This is a genomic window from Marinovum algicola (genome assembly GCF_900109145.1).
GTDB lineage: Bacteria > Pseudomonadota > Alphaproteobacteria > Rhodobacterales > Rhodobacteraceae > Marinovum > Marinovum algicola.
Genome location: NZ_FNYY01000024.1, coordinates 50,796 through 68,378 on the forward strand (window position 1 = coordinate 50,796; position 17,583 = coordinate 68,378).

Here is a 17,583-nt window from a genome sequence, read left to right on the forward strand (position 1 = left end):
GATGACGACACCGCAGGACATCGCGATTGTCGGCGCGGGCCTCATGGGCCATGCCATCGCCTATGCGCTGGCCTCCGCCGGCCATCGGGTGCGCGTGTTCGACCGGTCGACCGAGGCGCTCACAGCGCTCCCCGAGCGCCTCGCCGGGATCGCCGACTTGTTCGGCGATCCCCCCCATATCGCGCAATCGGTGCAAGCGGCTTCCAGCCTGGCCGAGGCGGCGGAAACGGCCACGCTGGTGATCGAAGCGGCGACCGAGAACCTCGCGGTCAAGCAATTCATCGTCGCCGAACTGGAAGCGACGGTTGCCCCGGAGGCGATCATCGCTTCGAACACCTCGGCCCTGCCGATCGGGCGGATCGCCGAAAAGGCGCTGCATCCCGGACGGGTGGTCGGCACCCATTTCTGGAACCCGCCGCACCTGGTGAAACTGGTCGAGGTTGTCGAGGCCAGGACCACCCGGCGCGATACGGTGAAGCGCACGATGCGCCTGCTCGGCGCCGCCGGGTACAAGGCGGTACACGTAAAGAAGGACGTGCCGGGCTTTATCGGCAACCGCCTGCAACATGCGCTCAAGCGCGAGGCCATCGCGCTGGTGGCGAATGGCGTCTGCGACGCGGAAACCGTCGATGACGTGGTGAAATACGGCTTTGGCAGCCGTCTGGGCGTGCTGGGGCCATTGGAGCAATCCGATCTGGTCGGGCTCAACCTGACGCAGGCCATCCACGAAACCCTGATGCCCGACCTCGACACCACTGACACCCCGCACCCACTGCTGCAAAGGCTCGTGGCCGAGGGCAAGCTGGGCATGTCGAGCGGCGAGGGCTTTTACAAATGGACGCCGGACAAGGCCGAAGCCGTCCGCAAACGCCTGCGCGATGCCTTGATCGCGCAAGCCAGATCAAACCAAAACTAGGAACAAGACCCATGGCGATCAATTCATACTACCCGGTCCCCGAGCTCGAGGAATACGCCGAGCGCTTTAAGGAATTTTTTAAGTTCAAGCGCGAGAACGGCATCCTCGAAGTGCAGATGCACACCAAGGGCGGCCCGGTGAAGTGGAGCTATCAGATGCACCACGCCCTGGCCGAGCTCTGGACGGTGATCGGCCACGACAAGAAGAACGAAGTGCTGATACTGACCTCGTCGGGCGACAAGTGGATCAATGAATGGGATGTCGAAAGCTTCAAGGAAGTCGAGCAATCGCCCGACGACGACCAGCGCTATGACGTACAGATCTATGACACGCTGAAGATCGTCGAAAACTTCGTCAACGACATCGAAATCCCGACCATCGCCGCGATCAACGGCAAGGGCATCCATTGGGAAATGTGCATGATGAGCGACATCACGCTCTGCACCCCCGATTTCATATTGCAGGACGATCATTTCGGAATGGACTCGGGTCACGTGCCGGGCGACGGCATGGGGCTGTGTTTGCAGGAGATCCTCGGCATCAAACGCGGCAATTACGCGATGCTGACCTGCCAGTCCTTCGATGCGCAGAAATGCCTGGAACTGGGCGCGGTGAACGAGGTGGTCGAGCGCGACCAGATCGTCGAACGCGCCTGGGAATTGGCGCGCGACATCATGAAGAAAAGCCGCTCGTGCCGCCGGATGACGCATTACATCTGCGTGCGCCCCTGGAAAGCCGTGGTCGAGCGGGACTTCCGCATTCACGTCATCAGCGAGATGTATTCCTTCAACCTGTCGCATTCGGAGCATGACTTCGAATACATCAAGTACGACGAGGACAAATAGGTTCGTCGATGTCGGACCGGCCGAATATCCTTCTGATCTCGACGGATCAGCAGCGCGCGGACCACCTGGGATGCTACCGCAACCCGGTGGTCAAGACGCCGACCATCGACGGGCTGGCGACGCGCGGCACGGTGTTCGACCGGTTCTACGTGGCTTGCCCGATCTGCATGCCCAACCGGATCGCCATCCTAACCGGGCGGATGCCCTCGGTGAACGGCACAAGGCACAACGGCATTCCGCTGGCGCTGGATGCGGTGACCTATGTGGATGTGCTGCGGGCAGGGGGCTATCACACCGCGATGGTGGGCAAGTGCCATGCGCAGAACATCACCGGGCATCCGCTGGACGAGGCCGACATCTTTCCCGCCGGCGCCTCGGGCGCCCCGCCGCCCGAGGCCCTGTCCGATGCCAGCCGCACGCGCCGCACCGGGCCGGAATACGAGGCCGAGCTGATGCCGCTCTGGCATGCCGATCCGGGGCGGGAGGGGCCGGACCTGCCCTATTATGGCTTCGATCACGTTCGCTTCGCCAATGGCCATGCCGATCACGTGCAGGGCCATTATACCGGCTGGCTGAACGATCGGGCCGGGGGCAACGGTGATGCCCTGCGCGGGCCCGCGAACGCCCTGACCTCGGATGTGACCGCGCCACAGGCCTGGCGCACGGCGGTGCCGGAGGAGCTATATCCCACCGCCTATATCGCCGGGCAGTCGCGCGACTTCATCGACAGGCACCTGAACGAGCGCCCCGACGATCCGTTTTTCCTGCATTGTTCCTTCACCGACCCGCACCACCCCTTTACGCCGCCGGGGCGCTACTGGGACATGTACGACCCCGCCGACATGCCGCTGCCGCCATCCTTCGCCGCCCGCGAGGAGAACGAACCCGAGATGCTGAAGCGGCTGCGCAGAGAACAAGTCCAAGGCACGGGCGACAGGCTCGGCCCGCTACCCTTCTGTGCAAGCGCAGACGAGGTCCGCCAGATCCTCGCGCTGACCTACGGCATGATCAGTTGCATCGACGATGCCATTGCCGGGCTTCTGGCGCATCTCGAGGCGTGCGGGCTCACGGAGAATACGGTGGTGATCTTTACCTCGGATCACGGCGATTTCATGGGAGACCATGGGCTGATGCTGAAACACGGGTTGCATTACGAGGGTGTGCTGCGCGTGCCCTTCATCTGGGCCGATCCAGCCCGAATTGGCGGCAAGCGAACTGACCTGCCAGGCAGTTCGATCGATATCGGCGCGATGATCCTTGCGCGAGCCGGGCTTGCGTCTTTCAACGGCAACCAAGGCGTGCCGCTTCTGGATGTGCTCGACGGCAAGGCGGAAAACCCGCGCCGGGGCATCCTGATCGAAGAGGACGAACTGGGCGCGCACCTGGGCCATGAGCACGGGTTGCGCACCCGCAGCTACATCGAAGACAACTGGCGTTTGACATTATGGCAGGGAATGGACGGCGGCCAGCTTTTTGACCGCAATACCGACCCGCACGAAATGCGCAATCTGTGGAGTGACGTCGAACACGTTATAAAAAAGAGAGAAATGACGGAATCTATGCTGCGCGAAGCCATTCGGCTTGGCGATACCGCGCCGTATGCGACGCATGTGGCCTGAGTTGGAATTCGTCAGTGTCATAATCAAGAGTTATGACAGTTAGTGAACTCGGCATTGGCGAAATCCGCCGATATCGACGAGTCTGAGACAACATTTCTGGGAGGAAAACCATGACAGAATGCACGATTTCCCGCCGCAAGATGATGGCAGGCGCTGCCGCCATGACTCTGGCCGCGACGCTCGCTGTGACAGGCCACGCGCAGGCTGCGGATTACGCCGGCAAGACCATCAATTTCGTCAGCTTCGGTGGGCCGGGCTCGCCGCCTGACGTGTGGTACCGGTCGCTGATGCCTTTCGTGACGAAACACCTGCCCGGCACCCCCGAGATCAACGTGATCAACAAGCCCGGCGCGGGGTCGATGATCTCGGCCAACTATACCGCCAACGCGGTCGAGCCGGACGGGTTGAACATCGGCACGATGAACGGCCTGGCGGTCAACAAGGCGGCGGCGGGCGACAGCAGCGCCAAGTTCGACCTGTCCGAGATGCAGATCGTCGGCGCGCAGAAACTGACGCGGCTCTTGGTGGTCAAGAAGGACGGGATCGAGAACATCGACGACCTGCTGGCGATGGAGGACGAACTGATCCTTGGCATGGAAAGCGACGCCACGCCCTATTACGAGGCATTTGTCGAGCTGGCCGGGGTCGAAGCCCGGTTCATCACCTCGTACCAGCGCTTCCCCGACACGCTTCAGGCGTTCCGCACCGGCGAGGTGGACGCGATGCCGATGTCGGCGATCGAATGGCTGCGCTTCGGTCCCGATCTTTCCCAGGACGGTGCCGTGCCGATGATCCAGTACGGCTTTACCGAAGCGGGCGAGGTGGTGCGCTCGGGCGCGCTCGACATTCCCACAGGGCATGAAGCGGTGCTGAAAGTGAACGCGGACGCACCCGGAACCCCGGCATGGGACCAGATGACCCTGCAATCGCTGACCTCGAATGTCTCGAACCAGGTCTGGGCGCCCGCGGGCACCCCGGCCGATTTCGTTGACACGCTGTCAGCCGGTTTCGCGGCGGCGGCGAGCGACCCGGAGTTCCTGGCGCTGCACGAAAAACAATATGGTCTGCCGGCGGAATGGACGGACGGCCCGGCCGCCCGCGACATCGTCGACCGGATCATCGCGGTCAACGCCAACTGAACTGACGGAAACTGGCCTGCCGGGCGCCACGCGGCGCCGGCAGGCAGGACGCGCTTGGGGCGGACATGGAAGAACTCACCGTTATTTTCAACGCATTCGCATCGGGTATGGGCATCGTCTTTACCCCCAATGTCTTTGGCGCGATGATGATCGGCATCGTGGCGGGCATGGTCGTCGGGCTGATCCCCGGCCTTGGCGGGCTGGTGGCGCATATCCTGCTGATCCCCTTCGCGTTGCAGATGGGCGATCCGCTGGCCGCGATTGCCATGCTGCTCGGGGTCTATGCCGTGACCGTCCAGACCGACTCGATCCCCGCTGTCCTGCTCGGCGTGCCGGGCACGGCGGCGGCGCTGGCGACCTCGCTTGACGGATACCCGATGTCGAAGCGGGGCGAGGCGGGCCGGGCGCTCTCGGCCTCCTATTTCGGATCGATCTTCGGCACGCTGGTGGCGACCGTGATATTTATTCTGTTCCTGCCGCTCCTGCGCGCGCTGGTAAACAGCTTCTCCTCGCCCGAGTTCTTCATGATGGTGGTGCTGGGCCTCGTCATGGCGGCTTCGCTGTCTGGCCGCAGCCAGTCGCGTGGGCTGATGATGGCGGGGCTGGGGCTGATCCTGTCGACTGTCGGGCAGGCGCCGGGCACCGGCGATCCGCGTTTCATCGGCCCGTTCCTATATCTTTGGGAGGGTCTGCCGATCATCCCGATCCTGCTGGGCCTGTTCGGGGTGCCCGAGATCATCGATCTTGCCGCCCGCAACCGGTCCATCGCAGAATCCAAGCCTGTCGAGAAGATCGCGGGTCTCTGGGACGGCATGATGGACTGCGTCCGCAACTGGTGGCTGGTGTTCCGCTGTTCGGTCATCGGGGTTGTCACCGGTTTCATACCCGGCCTCGGCGGCAACGTGGCAGAGTGGATGTGCTATGCCTCAGCCGTATCCGGCGACAAGAACCCCGAGCATGAATACGGCAAGGGCAACGTGCGGGGTATCATCGCGCCTGAAACCGGCACCGCCGCGCACCTGCCCGGCGCGATCATCCCCACCGTCGCTTTCGGCGTGCCGGGCAATCCACCGATGGCGGTGCTGCTGGGCATCTTTGTCGTCCTCGGTGTGCGCCCGGGCCGGGACATGCTGACCTACAAGCTCGACGAGACCTTCATGATGGTCAATGTCGTGACCGTCGCCAATATCATCGCCGCCGTGCTCTGCCTTGTCTTCCAGCGCTACCTGGTGCGGCTCTGCTTCGTGCGCGCAACGCTTCTGGTGCCCTTCATCCTGGCCGCGATGGTCATGGGGGCGTCCTTCTCCAACCTGTCGCTGGGCGATATCGGCTTCTTCGCCGCCGCCGGCATGGCGGGCTACATCTTCAAGCACATGGACTGGCCCCGCGTGCCAATGGTCATGGGCCTGATCCTGGGCGGCATCGCAGAACCCTACTTCTTTGCCGCATGGGACCGCTATGGCCTGACCTGGCTTTACGAACGGCCCATCGTGCTGATCCTCGAAATGATGATCCTGTTCATGCTGTTCTCCAAACCGATCCGCCGCCTGCTGCTCGACCGGTATGGCAGAGAGGCCAAGGCCAATGACTGATCCTGACGATCTCTCCCCCGAACGCCGTGCCGCCATCGGCTTTGGCAGAAAGGCCGACTGGATCATTGCCGTGACGATCATGGTGATTGCGGTGGTCTTCATCTGGATGCTGCAACCGTTGCCGCAGCGGGCCACGTTTTTCCCTTGGTTCATCACCATCAGCATCCTGATCATCGGCACCGTCTATGGCGTGGGAAAGTTGCGCAACCCGGCGCGCTGGGACGCGGAATACGATCCGGAGGAAGAATTCGGCGACACCGGCCCGCCCTTTCTTGTCGAGTTCCGCGCGGGCATTCTGCGGGCGCTGGTGGTCTTCGTCTGCCTCATCGCGGGCACCATGGCCTTTGGTCCGAAGCTCGCCGTTCCGGTGTTCGTGACAATCGCCCTCTGGCTCAACAAGGAAAACAGGATCGTCGCCGTGTTGTCAGGCATCGCCTTCTGGCTCGCGATCCATTTCGTCTTCGGCAAGTCGATGTCGATCAACCTGCCCACCGGCTATTTCACCGACGCGCTCGGACTGTAAGGAAGAATGACCATGATAGACGTGACACGATTTGACGACGCCAAGGCCTATGACGCCAAGGGCCATTTCGGAATGACGGCCATGCGGTTGCAGGGGCAGGGGGTGACCGGCCTCGAGGATTACTGGGTGGGCTTTTCCACCTTCCTGCCCGGTGGCGGGGCCGACAAGGCCGCCGCGCCCACCGGCAAGGTCTATGTCGTGCTGGAGGGGGAGATCACTGTGACCACCGCCGAAGGCGACACCGTGATCGGCAAGTACGACAGCTGCTACATCCCGCCCAATACCGAACGGTCGATCGTCAACGCCACCAACCACGCCGTTCAGATGCTCGTCATCTCGCCGAACTGACGCCATGTACGACGCATCCCGGATTACCACCGTCACGGTCATCGGCTTCGGCACCATGGGGCTGGGCATCGTGCAGAACTTCGCCGAGGCCGGGTTCGCCGTGCGCGCCGTGGACCGCTCGCCCGAGCAGTTGCAGCGCGGTAAGGCGCAAATGGCGTCCAGTTTGCGGCTGGCGCAGGAGGAAGGGTTGATCGCCGATCCCGAGGCCGTGCTGGGCCGTGTGTCGGTGTATTTCTTCGACGATTTCGCCGATGCGACCGAGGGGGCGCAGCTTGTGGTCGAAACCGTGCCGGAGGTGCTGGAGATCAAGAAAGAGGTCTTTGCCGCGCTCGATGGTCTGCCTCGTGACGTGCTGATCGGCTCGAACACCTCCAGCTTTACCGTCAGCCAGATGACCGGCGAGATGGCGACGCCCGAACGTGTCGTCGGCCTGCATTATTTCAACCCCGCCCACCTGATCCCCGCGGTCGAGGTACATCATGGGGAAGCCACCGACCCCGCCGCCATCGACGCGGTGATCGCGGTGATGGAACGCGCCGGCAAGGTGCCGGTGCGGGTCCGCAAGGAGGTGCCGGGCTTCATCATCAACCGGCTGACCGGCGCATTGGAACGCGAGGTGGACTTTCTGCTCGACAACGGGGTGGTGACGCCGGAAGACCTGGATGCCGCCGTCCGCGCGAGCTTCGGATTCCGGCTGGCCTGCCTTGGTCCGATGGAGGCCGAGGATTTCATCGGACTGGATACCTCATGGCGCGTGTCAAATAACGTTTTCAAGGGGTTGAGCAATGCCGACAAGGCGTCACCCGACCTTGGCGAAAAGGTTGAACGTGGTGAGCTGGGCGTGAAATCCGGCAAGGGCTGGTACGATTATGCGGGCCGTACCACGGAAGACATCTATGCCGAACGCGACCGCAAGCTGATGCGCCAACTGGCGGTCTATCGCAGCAACAACCCGAGCACAGGGGACAACTCGTGAAACTTGTCACTTTCGAAATCGCATCGCCTGTGGGGCGCGTCGAACGCATCGGCGCCCTGACCGACGCGGGCATCGTCGACCTGAACCTTGCCTGTGCCGCGCAACTGGCTGCAAGCGGTGACACCGGCCGGCCATTCGAGATTGCCGACGCGTTGCTGCCCCCTGAAATGATTGGCTTTCTGGCCGGTGGCGCGCTCAGCCGCCGGGCCGCCGATGAGGCGTTGGATTTCGTCGCCGAAGGCACCCGCACCGGCCCGGATGGCGCGCAACTGCTCTACGCCGAAGACGCCGTGCGCTTGCTGGCCCCGGTGCCGCGCCCGAACTCGATCCGCGATACGCTGTCCTTCGAAGGTCACATGATCAACTTCGAGCGCCGTACAGGCAAGAAGACCCCGCCGCGCTGGTACGAGGCGCCGATCTATTACAAGGGCAACCCGATGTCGGTGATCGGCCCCGAGGAAGAAGTGCCCTGGCCCGACTATACCGAGAAGCTGGACTACGAGCTGGAGTTCGGCATCTACATTGGCAAGGAGGGCGTGAACATCAGCGAAGAGGAGGCGCCTGCCCATATCGGCGGCTACACCATCTTCAATGACATTTCCGCCCGCGATGTCATTCCCGGCGAGGTGCAGATGTTCCTTGGCCCGGCCAAGGGCAAGGATATGGACCGCGGCAACATCATGGGCCCGTGCCTGGTCACGCCGGACGAGCTGGACGCCGGAAATCTGGAGATGATGGCCCGTATCAATGGCGAGGAATGGTCGCGGTCGAACTCCACCGACATGTACCACAGCTTCGCCCGCATCATCGCCTATATCTCGCGTCACGAGACGCTTTATCCCGGCGATTTCATCGGCTCGGGCACCGTCGCCAATGGCTGCGGCGACGAGATGGAGCGCTGGATCAAGCCCGGCGATGTCGTGGAACTGGAAGTCGAGGGCATCGGCATCCTGCGCAACCGTATTGCAGAAAAGAAAGGCTAGGGAATGAACCCGAGTATCGCCAAACTGTTTGATTTATCCGACAAATCCGCCCTAATCAGCGGCGCGACCGGCGCCCTGGGCGCCGCCGCGGCGCGTGCCTTGGCGGGTGCCGGGGCGCATGTGACGATTGCTGGGGGCAATGCCGAAAAGCTCTCCGAGATCGCGGAGGAACTCAAGGCTGGGGGCGCAGGTGTGACCATGGTGGAAGGCCGCCCCTCGGATGAGGCCGCCTGTGACGCCATGGTTGCCGCCGCCTGTGCCGAGGGCAGGGGGCTGGATATTCTCGTGCCCGCGTCGGGGACGGCCGCCGTCAAACCGGCCATCGAGATGGACCTGGAGACCTGGGACAAGGTGATGGATGCCAACGTGCGCCAGACCTGGCTGCTGTGCCGTGCCGCGGGCAAGGCGATGATCGACCGAGGGCGGGGCGGGGCGATCATCCCGGTGTCCTCGGTCCGGGCGCGGTTTGCCACGCCCGCGGGCACCAGCGCCTATGGCCCTTCCAAAGCCGCCGTCGACATGATTACCAAGTCGTTGGCCACCGAATGGGGCCAGCACGACATCCGCGTTAACGCCATTGCGCCGACGGTGTTCCGCTCGGAACTCACGGCCTGGCTCTTCGAGGATAACGAGCGCGCCAACGAGGCCCGCAAGGGCGTCTTGTCTCGCATTCCGCTGGGCCGCCTGGCCGAGCCGGACGATTTCGCCGGCGTGCTGATCTTTCTCGCCTCCCCTGCATCCGGTCTGATCACTGGCGAGACGATCAACGTCGATGGGGGATTTTCGGCCAATTGAAGGCGCGGGGCATTGCCGGGTTGCTTTGGTTTGGCCTGCCTTGGCCCGAGCGTCTTGCGTCAAGCTGCCCTTTCGTGCGCAGCGTCGTCCCAAGGAACGAAGGCCGCGGAGCGTGCGGGGCGATATGAGGTTGTCGTAATTGTTGCCGCCGGTTTCGGCGCTCTGGGCCGGATGAGCGCTCAGCCGGGGCCGGCCGAGCCGCGTTCGACGATGCCACTTGACAGCAGCTTCTTGTAATAGCCCTCGCCGATGAACAGCCGGGCGTAGCGCACCGGCGCGCCGGCGTGTTCGCGCATCATGTGTTCGGCGCGTACCGCATCGCCGGCGCGGATCGCATCCCAGATGATGACGTGCTGGGTATGCCCGACCGTGATCCGCAGCATTTCGGCCTGCGCCATGCCCTCGACCTCGGTAAAGGCGCCGGGGGCGACAATCGGGATATTGGCGATCTTTTCCAGCCCGAGGCGGACGAAATCATTGTCGCAGGCATCGACGATGGTGGTGTGAAACAGCTCGTTGGCCTCCTGATAGATCGCCACCTCGCGCCGGGTGACGGCGCTGCGGCTGACAATCCCCTCGGTCATGGCAATCGAGCTTTCAATCGCCGCCACGGTCTCTTGCGACGGGCCAAGGCTGGCGAGGCGTCCGGCGGCCAGCGCCTCGAGCGCGGCGCGCACCTCGGAGGCCTTTTCCAGATCTTCGAGGCTGAAGGGCCGGATCTTGTAGCCGCGCCCCTCCAGCTTGACCAGCAGCCCCTCGGTCTCGAGCTGGGCCAGCGCGGCCCGGACCGGGGTGCGCGAGAGGCCGAGGAGGCTGGCCGCGCTGCTTTCCGTCACCCGGTCGGAGACCGGCAGCTCGCCATTCACGATCATCGCCCGAAGCTCGGAGACAGCGGTTTCGACTGCGGTGCCCATATGCGATTTCGGCCCTCTTTGAATACATTTCTTGCCTCGTCATAGCAGCTTGCCGGCCATTTGGTCAAATATGCATCCGTTCTTGAAATACGGATACGTTTATGGTACGAATCTATAAATCGGGAGGGTATCCGAGATTTTTGGATACAAAATGTGCCACGGCAGGGCTGCGGCCATCGCTCCCTTTCGGGCAAATGGAGGACGACGATGCCACTTGGAACCAACAGGATCGCCGAAAGCGGGTTGCCCCTGATCCACGAGATCGGGAATTACGACAGCCTCGGTCCCGGCACGCCGGAAATCCGCCGTGGCGATGCCTTGCGCACGCTGGTCACCTCGCTGTCGGGCTTCCAGAAAGAGGCGCTGGTGTCCTCGCGCCGCTCGGCCAGGACCTGGCGGATGGTGTCGGACGAGGGCAAGTACCTGAACGGGCATGACGCCGCGCCGCCGCCGCTGTCGTTTCTGACCGTCGGCATGATCGCATCCTACATGAACGAGATCACCGCGCTGGCGCGGCGGGACGGCATCGAGATCCGGCACCTGAAGCTGACGCTGGACAATTACTACACCATGACCGGCTCGATGCAGAAGCGCACGATGGTGGGCGGCGCCGAACCGGTGGAATTGCAGGTCGAGATCGATTGCGACCTGTCGGGCGGCGCGCTGACGCAGTTCCTGATGAACGCGGTGCATGCCTCGCCGTTGAACGGGCTGATGCGGGGCGAGCATGACAGCCTGTTCGCGCTGTCGAAAAACGGCGTGGAGCTGGCGCCGAAGAAGGTGGCGAAGCTGGCGGCGCCGCTGCTGCCCGATCCCAGCGACGCCGGCGCGCGGGCAGAGATGACGGCGGGGGGCGAGACGCTGCTGGCACCTCTCGGCCTCACCGAGAAGAAGCCGGTGCAAGGGGGCACCGAAAAGGCGGCTTCGTCGCTGTCGGAACATCAGGACCGCCGGCTGAACATCGCCGCCACCGCCGTTCTGCGCGCCGACGGGATGAAGGAAATCCGCCAGCAGCTTTATTCGCCGCATGGCAAGGAATGGCTGTTTCTCTCGGAAGAGGCCGAGGTGGATGGCGGCAGGGGCAGGGCGCCGGATGCGGCCAGCTATATCTCGGCCGGCATCGGCTTTTGCTTCATGACGCAGTTCGGCCGGCTGGTGCCGATGCTGGGGCTCGATCTGCCGCAGTATCAGATCCTTCAGGACACGCATTTCAGCCTTGGCGGCGCCTCTGGCGGCACGGGCAGGGCAGGCGAGGCCGATCCGGTGGAAACCCATGTCTATCTGACCACCGAGGAAAGCGACGCGGTGGCGCAGGAGATGCTCGATCTGAGCGAACAGACCTGTTTCCTGCATGCATTCTGCCGCACCGACCTGAAAACCAAGCTGAAGACGGTGACAAAACCGGCTTCGACTGCCGCAGCATAGGGGGCGCGACATGGCAAGGATTGGCAAGAACCTGATCGCCGACAGCGGGCTTGTGCCGTTTTTCAAGCTGGCCAATGCCGACGAGGTGTCGACTGACGCGCCGGAGAACCGCAAGGGCGACGCGCTGCGCACCTGGGTGCGGTCGCTCTCGGGATTTCAGAAAGAGGCGCTGGTGCGGTCGGCCAGGACCGGCGACACGTGGCGGCTGGTCTCCGACGAAGGCCCCTATTTGAACGGGCATGATGCCGCGCCGTGCCCGCTGGCCTTTCTGTCGACCGGCATGGTGGCGAGTTTCATGAACGAGATCACGGCGCTGGCGGACATCCGCGGTGTCGAGATCCGCAAACTCAAGCTCATTCAGGACAATTACTACACGATGAAAGGCTCGATGCCGAAACGCACCATGGTGGGCGGGGCCGAGAACATCGAGCTTCAGGTCGAGATCGATTGCGATCTGGACGATGCGGCGCTGCATCAGTTCCTGCTGGATGGCACCTATGCCTCGCCGCTCAACGGGCTGATGCGCGGCCAGTTGGAGAGCCTGTTCAAGCTGGGCCGCAACGGCAAGGAGCTGGCGACGGCCAAGGCGGCGGAGCTGGACGCGCCGCTGTTTCCCGATCCGGGGCAGCATTTCGATACTTCGGTGCCGGAGGCCTCGGGTCTGACGCTGATGGAGCCGGTGGGCGCAACGCCGAAGAAAGCGGTTGTGCTGGGCACCGCTTCGGGCGGCTCGTCGCTGGCCGACGAACAGGACCGGCGGCTGAACATCGGGGCGGTGGCGGTGCTGCGCGAGGACGGGATCAAGGAGATCCAGCAGATGCAGTATTCGCCTTACGGCACCTCGTTCCGCTTTCTCAGTTCCGAGGACGGCCGGGCGCCGGATGCCAATACGCTGATCTCGGCCGGCATCGGCTTCTGCTTCATGACGCAGTTCGGGCGGTTCGTGTCGATGCTGAAACTGGATCTGCCGGATTACCGCATCGTGCAGGACACGCATTTTTCGCTGGGCGGTGCTTCGGGCGGCACGGGCAGGGCAGGTGAGGCCGATCCGATCGAGACGCATGTCTATCTTCAGACCGGCGAGAGCGAGGAGACCGCGCAGGAGATGCTGGATATCTCGGAACAGACCTGTTTCCTGCATGCCTTCTGCCGCACCGATCTGAAAACCAAGCTGCGCGTGCGGAGGGTGTGAGATGAAGACCCAGGTCTGCATCATCGGCGGCGGTCCGGCGGGGCTCATGCTCAGCCATATCCTTGATGCCAACGGCATCGACAACGTGGTGCTGGAACGGCAGTCGAAAGACTATGTTCTGAGCCGGATCCGCGCCGGGGTGCTGGAGGCCAACACCGTGCAGATGCTGCGCGATTACGGTCTTTCCGAGCGGATGGACCAGATCGGCAAGCCCAAGGACGGCACGCGGATCCTCTGGGAAAACCGGCCCGAGTTCTTCATCGACGTCAAGAAATGGACCGGCAAGCAGATGATGGCCTATGGCCAGACCTATATCACCGAAGACCTGTATGCCGCGCGCGACCGCGACGGCGGGGCGGTGATCTGCGAGGCCAGGAATGTGGCGCTGCATGAGATCGAGAGCGACAGCCCGCATGTGACCTATGAAAAGGACGGGGTGCGCCATCGGGTGGAGTGCCGGTTTATCGCCGGCTGCGACGGGTTTCACGGGCCGTCGCGCAAGGCGATCCCCGAGCGTTCCCGGAGCGAATATCTGCGCGAGTATCCCTTTGGCTGGATGGGCGTCATGGTGGAGCAACCGCCGCTCGACGATTTCATCTATGCCTATCACAGCGAGGGCATGGCGATGGCGGCGCAGCGCAACCCGATGCTGTCGCGGTACTACGTGCAGGCGCCGATCACCGACACCCCCGAGGATTGGAGCGACGAGCGGTTCTGGGACACCCTGCTGCACCGGTTTCCGGCGGATGTCGCGGCCAAGATCCGGACCGGGCCGACAATCGAGAAATCCATGGCGCCGCTGCGCAGCTTCGTCTCCGAGCCGATGCGGCATGGCAGCCTGTTCCTGGCCGGGGATGCGGCGCATATCGTGCCGCCGACCGGGGCCAAGGGGCTGAACCTGGCGTTTTCTGATGTCCATTACCTGCAACGGGCGCTGGTGGCGTTCTTCAAGGACGGGCAGGGCGCGCTGATCGAGCGCTATTCCGACACCGCGCTGCGCCGGGTCTGGTCGGCCGAGAATATCTCGTGGCGGCTGACCAAGCTGTTGCACGTGTTTCCGGGGGAAGATGCCTTTGCGCAGAAGATCCGCGAAAACGACTATGACCTGCTTTTGATGTCCGAGGCGGCGCAGCATGCGCTGGCTTACGAATACATCGGCCTGCCGTTCGAGGCGTGAGCGGCGGGTTCCCCTCTGGCGCAGGGAGGAGACTGCGCAGGGGGGGCACAAGAAGACTTGTTCAAGGGAGGAAAACATGAACAAATTTACGGCACTCGCAACCGCGGCCTGCATTCTGGCCGCGCCCATGGTGGCCGCCAAGGAGCTGGCGCTGTCCTATTTCATGGGCCCCAATCACCCGATGAACAAGGCGGTGTTCACACCCTTTTCCGAAAAGCTGGCTGAGGTGTCGGGCGGCAAGCTGACGGTCTCGCAGTTCCCCGGCGGGGCGCTGAATTCCTCGCCGCCGAAGCAATATTCCATCCTGCTGGACGGCATCGCCGATGTGGCCTTTCACTTGCCGGGCTATACCGCGCAGCTGTTCCCGGTGACCACGGCGATCACCACGCCGGGCATGTGCGACGATGCGGTCGCCTGCACCGAGGCGATGTGGCGCGCCATCGAGCCGATCGAACAGGAATTCGATGCCAAGCTTCTGGCGCTCTGGGCGAATGATCCGCAGGTGCTTTACACCAAGGACAAACCGGTGCGCAGGCTCGAGGACATGGAGGGGCTGATCGTGCGCGTGACCTCGGCCCAGGACATTCCCTTTACCGAGGCGCTGGGGGCCTCGTCGGTGTCGCAGCCGGTGTCGGTGATCAACCAGAACCTGGCCAATGGCGTGGTGGATGGCGTCGCCATCGACCCCTCGGCCACCATGTCGTTCAAGATGCACGAGCCGGCCAATTACATGACCACCAACATTCCCGGCGCGGGCAGCGCCTTTGTCCTGTTGATGAACAAGGGTGTCTACAATGCGCTGTCGGAGGAGGAAAAGGGCTGGGTCGACGAGGCCTCGGGCAAGTGGCTGTCGATGCAGGGCGGTCAGGCCTATCGCGACATGGCCGACCGGGGCATCGAGATCGCGCGGGAGAACGGCGTCGAGATCATCGAGCTTTCCGACGAGGAACGCGCCCGCTGGGACGCGGCAATCCAGCCGGCGATGGACGACTGGCTGGCGAGCGATCTTGGCCAGGGACTGACCGGGGCCGACCTCGAACGCCTGTTCAAGGGCGAGTAGGCCATGAGCGGCGTCAAGACCCAGGAGACCACCGGCCCGGCTGGCCGGTGGTTTCACAGGCTCGCGAACCTCTTTGCCATCTTGGGCGGAATCGGGCTGTTCGCGCTGATGTTGATCACGGTGATCTCGGTGTTCTGGCGCTATGCGCTGCGCGACCCGATCTTTGGCATCGGCGATCTGTCGTCGATGTCGCTGGTTGTCGTCGTGGCCGCCGGGGTGGCCTATGGCGCTGTGCATCGGGTGCATATCAGCGTCGACATCATCTCGGCCTTTGCCGGGCGCGGGGTCAAACGGGTCACCGATCTGATCGTGCGTGCGCTCAGCGTGCTGATCTGCGGCTTTGCGGCCTGGGCGCTGGCGGTCAAGGGCGGCTGCGGGCTGCCCTGCGGGGCGGTGACGCAGAACCTCAATATCGTGCACACGCCCTTTTACTATCTGCTCTCGGCGGCGCTTGCCCTGATGACGGGCTTTGTGCTCTACCAATTGATCGTCGGCCTGAAACATTGGTCGGGCGCGGACCCCAGCGAGGTTGACCTCTGATGGACACCACCACACTTGCCATTCTGGGATTTGCCGCGCTGCTGATCCTGCTGTTCCTGCGCATGTCCGTCGGCGCCGCGATGCTGCTGGTCGGCGCGGTGGGGATCTGGATGATCCGGCCCGCCGCCAGCCTGCCGGTGGTGGCCGGCGAGATCTTTGGCGAGGCGTCGAATTATTCGCTGACCATCCTGCCGCTCTTTATCCTGATGGGCAATCTGGCCGGGATCTCGGGCATGAGCCGCGATCTCTATGACGCCGCGCACAGCTGGATCGGCCATCTCAAGGGCGGGCTGGCCTCGGCCACCATCGTCGGCTGCGCCGGGTTCTCGGCGCTGTCGGGCTCGTCGCTGGCGGCGGCGCTGACCATGGGCAAGGTGAGCCTGCCCGAGATGCAGCGCTATCGTTACCACGACGGGCTGGCCACCGGATCGATTGCCGCCGGCGGCACGCTGGGCATCCTGATCCCGCCGTCCGCGGGCTTCGTGATCTATGCCATCCTGACCGAGGAATCGATCGGCCGGCTGTTCATGGCCGGGGTACTGCCGGGGCTTTTGCTGACCACGCTGTTCATCCTCGCGATCTATGCCGTGGTGACGCTGAACCCGAACAAGGCCCCGACCTCGCGGGGGGCCGAGAGCCTGTCGCAGCGGCTGGCGGCGCTGGGCCGGGCGCTCTGGATCATCGGCATTATCGTGCTGACCATCGGCGGCATCTACACTGGGGTATTTTCTGCCGTCGAGGCGGCGGGCATCGGCGCCTTCCTGGCGCTGGTCGTCTGTTTCCTGCGCGGCTCGATCACCTGGGCGAGCCTGAGAGAGGTGACCACCAGCACGCTGAAATCTACCGGCATGGTGTTCTTCATCCTGTTCGGCGCCTTCGTCTTCAAGACCTTCGTGGGCTTTACCGGCGTCACCTATGCGATGACCCAATGGGTCGAGGCGCAGGGCTTTGGCGCGGCGCAGGTGGTGATTGCGATCCTGCTGGGCTTTATCGTGCTGGGCACCTTCATGGAGGGGTTCGCGATCCTGGTGCTGGCGGTGCCGCTGGTGCAGCCCTTGCTGGAATCGCTGGGCGTCGATCTGATCTGGTTTGGCGTGCTGATGGTGATCGTGCTGGAAATGGCACTGATCTCGCCGCCGGTGGGGGTGAACGTCTTTGTCGTCAAGGGCATCGCGCCGACGGTCTCGCTCAACACCATCTTTCGGGGCATCTGGCCGTTCTGGCTGGCGATGTTCCTGGCGGTGCTGCTGATCCTGCTGATCCCCGACATCGCGCTCTACCTGCCGAACCGGATGTTTGGCTGACGGGCGGCATGCTGCGCGTCGGGCGGGGCGCCGCCCGGCGGCCTTGGCGTTCGAGAGCTTTCGGCTGTTCAGGCACTGGCGAGCGGGTTGTAGAGCGCCTTGCGCTTGTTGTCTCAAGGCTCGTTGCGACAGTTTCCGCAATCTCAGCTTCTTCATCTCTTCCCGGAATGCCTCGGTCGGGGTTCGCCATCCGAGGCACTTTCTGGGCGTGCCGTTCAGGCGGTCGCAAATCGCC

Annotated in this window: 17 protein-coding genes; 16 read left to right on the forward strand and 1 reads right to left on the reverse strand. The window is 63.6% G+C overall.

Translation table 11 applies throughout. The features are described 5' to 3' along the window. The first annotated feature begins 1 nt into the window (after position 1). The 10 genes from BMW90_RS22370 to BMW90_RS22415 all read left to right on the forward strand — a co-directional run bounded on the left by BMW90_RS22370 (position 2) and on the right by BMW90_RS22415 (position 9,736). Entirely contained in the window at positions 2-916 is a 915-nt protein-coding gene (locus BMW90_RS22370) for a 3-hydroxyacyl-CoA dehydrogenase family protein (RefSeq protein ID WP_074839445.1), read from the forward strand. Between the two features lie 11 nt (positions 917-927). After that, the gene (locus BMW90_RS22375) at positions 928-1,761 is read left to right on the forward strand and encodes an enoyl-CoA hydratase/isomerase family protein (protein ID WP_048534783.1); all 834 of its coding nucleotides are present in this window, start codon (positions 928-930) and stop codon (positions 1,759-1,761) included. An 8-nt stretch (positions 1,762-1,769) separates the two neighbouring features. Then, a complete protein-coding gene (locus BMW90_RS22380; protein WP_074839447.1) occupies positions 1,770-3,380 on the forward strand; it encodes a sulfatase family protein in 1,611 nt (536 codons plus the stop codon). A gap of 110 nt (positions 3,381-3,490) precedes the next feature. Beyond that, on the forward strand, positions 3,491-4,519 hold the full coding sequence (locus BMW90_RS22385) for a type 2 periplasmic-binding domain-containing protein (RefSeq protein ID WP_074839450.1): 1,029 nt from the start codon (positions 3,491-3,493) through the stop codon (positions 4,517-4,519). Positions 4,520-4,584: 65 nt separating this feature from the next. Continuing rightward, entirely contained in the window at positions 4,585-6,111 is a 1,527-nt protein-coding gene (locus tag BMW90_RS22390; protein ID WP_048534778.1) for a tripartite tricarboxylate transporter permease, read from the forward strand. Further along, positions 6,104-6,634: a tripartite tricarboxylate transporter TctB family protein gene (locus BMW90_RS22395; protein WP_074839451.1), complete on the forward strand. Its 531-nt coding sequence runs from the start codon at positions 6,104-6,106 to the stop codon at positions 6,632-6,634. The genes BMW90_RS22390 and BMW90_RS22395 overlap by 8 nt, the downstream gene beginning before the upstream one ends. 12 nt (positions 6,635-6,646) lie before the next feature. After that, positions 6,647-6,982, forward strand: coding sequence for a cupin domain-containing protein (locus tag BMW90_RS22400; protein ID WP_211569010.1), 336 nt, complete (start codon positions 6,647-6,649; stop codon positions 6,980-6,982). 4 nt (positions 6,983-6,986) lie between these two features. Then, the gene (locus BMW90_RS22405) at positions 6,987-7,958 is read left to right on the forward strand and encodes a 3-hydroxyacyl-CoA dehydrogenase family protein (protein ID WP_074839454.1); all 972 of its coding nucleotides are present in this window, start codon (positions 6,987-6,989) and stop codon (positions 7,956-7,958) included. Continuing rightward, a complete protein-coding gene (locus BMW90_RS22410) occupies positions 7,955-8,941 on the forward strand; it encodes a fumarylacetoacetate hydrolase family protein (protein WP_074839457.1) in 987 nt (328 codons plus the stop codon). Before BMW90_RS22405 ends, BMW90_RS22410 begins: the two co-directional genes overlap by 4 nt. Before the next feature lie 3 nt (positions 8,942-8,944). Next, positions 8,945-9,736, forward strand: a complete 792-nt coding sequence (locus BMW90_RS22415; RefSeq protein ID WP_074839459.1) for an SDR family NAD(P)-dependent oxidoreductase — start codon at positions 8,945-8,947, stop codon at positions 9,734-9,736. Positions 9,737-9,915: 179 nt separating this feature from the next. On the opposite strand, the gene BMW90_RS22420 is transcribed toward BMW90_RS22415, so the two are convergent. Then, the gene (locus tag BMW90_RS22420; RefSeq protein WP_048534770.1) at positions 9,916-10,650 is read right to left on the reverse strand and encodes a GntR family transcriptional regulator; all 735 of its coding nucleotides are present in this window, start codon (positions 10,648-10,650) and stop codon (positions 9,916-9,918) included. Between the two features lie 207 nt (positions 10,651-10,857). Between BMW90_RS22420 and BMW90_RS22425 the strand changes: the two genes are divergently transcribed. The 6 genes from BMW90_RS22425 to BMW90_RS22450 all read left to right on the forward strand — a co-directional run bounded on the left by BMW90_RS22425 (position 10,858) and on the right by BMW90_RS22450 (position 17,348). Beyond that, a complete protein-coding gene (locus BMW90_RS22425; RefSeq protein ID WP_074839462.1) occupies positions 10,858-12,075 on the forward strand; it encodes an OsmC family protein in 1,218 nt (405 codons plus the stop codon). A gap of 10 nt (positions 12,076-12,085) precedes the next feature. Continuing rightward, the gene (locus BMW90_RS22430) at positions 12,086-13,267 is read left to right on the forward strand and encodes an OsmC family protein (protein ID WP_074839465.1); all 1,182 of its coding nucleotides are present in this window, start codon (positions 12,086-12,088) and stop codon (positions 13,265-13,267) included. Position 13,268: 1 nt separating this feature from the next. Then, the gene (locus BMW90_RS22435; RefSeq protein ID WP_074839469.1) at positions 13,269-14,444 is read left to right on the forward strand and encodes a 4-hydroxybenzoate 3-monooxygenase; all 1,176 of its coding nucleotides are present in this window, start codon (positions 13,269-13,271) and stop codon (positions 14,442-14,444) included. 76 nt (positions 14,445-14,520) lie between these two features. Continuing rightward, positions 14,521-15,504, forward strand: a complete 984-nt coding sequence (locus BMW90_RS22440; RefSeq protein ID WP_074839473.1) for a TRAP transporter substrate-binding protein — start codon at positions 14,521-14,523, stop codon at positions 15,502-15,504. Positions 15,505-15,507: 3 nt separating this feature from the next. Continuing rightward, the gene (locus BMW90_RS22445) at positions 15,508-16,044 is read left to right on the forward strand and encodes a TRAP transporter small permease (protein WP_074839477.1); all 537 of its coding nucleotides are present in this window, start codon (positions 15,508-15,510) and stop codon (positions 16,042-16,044) included. After that, entirely contained in the window at positions 16,044-17,348 is a 1,305-nt protein-coding gene (locus tag BMW90_RS22450) for a TRAP transporter large permease (RefSeq protein WP_074839480.1), read from the forward strand. The genes BMW90_RS22445 and BMW90_RS22450 overlap by 1 nt, the downstream gene beginning before the upstream one ends. Positions 17,349-17,583: the final 235 nt, after the last annotated feature.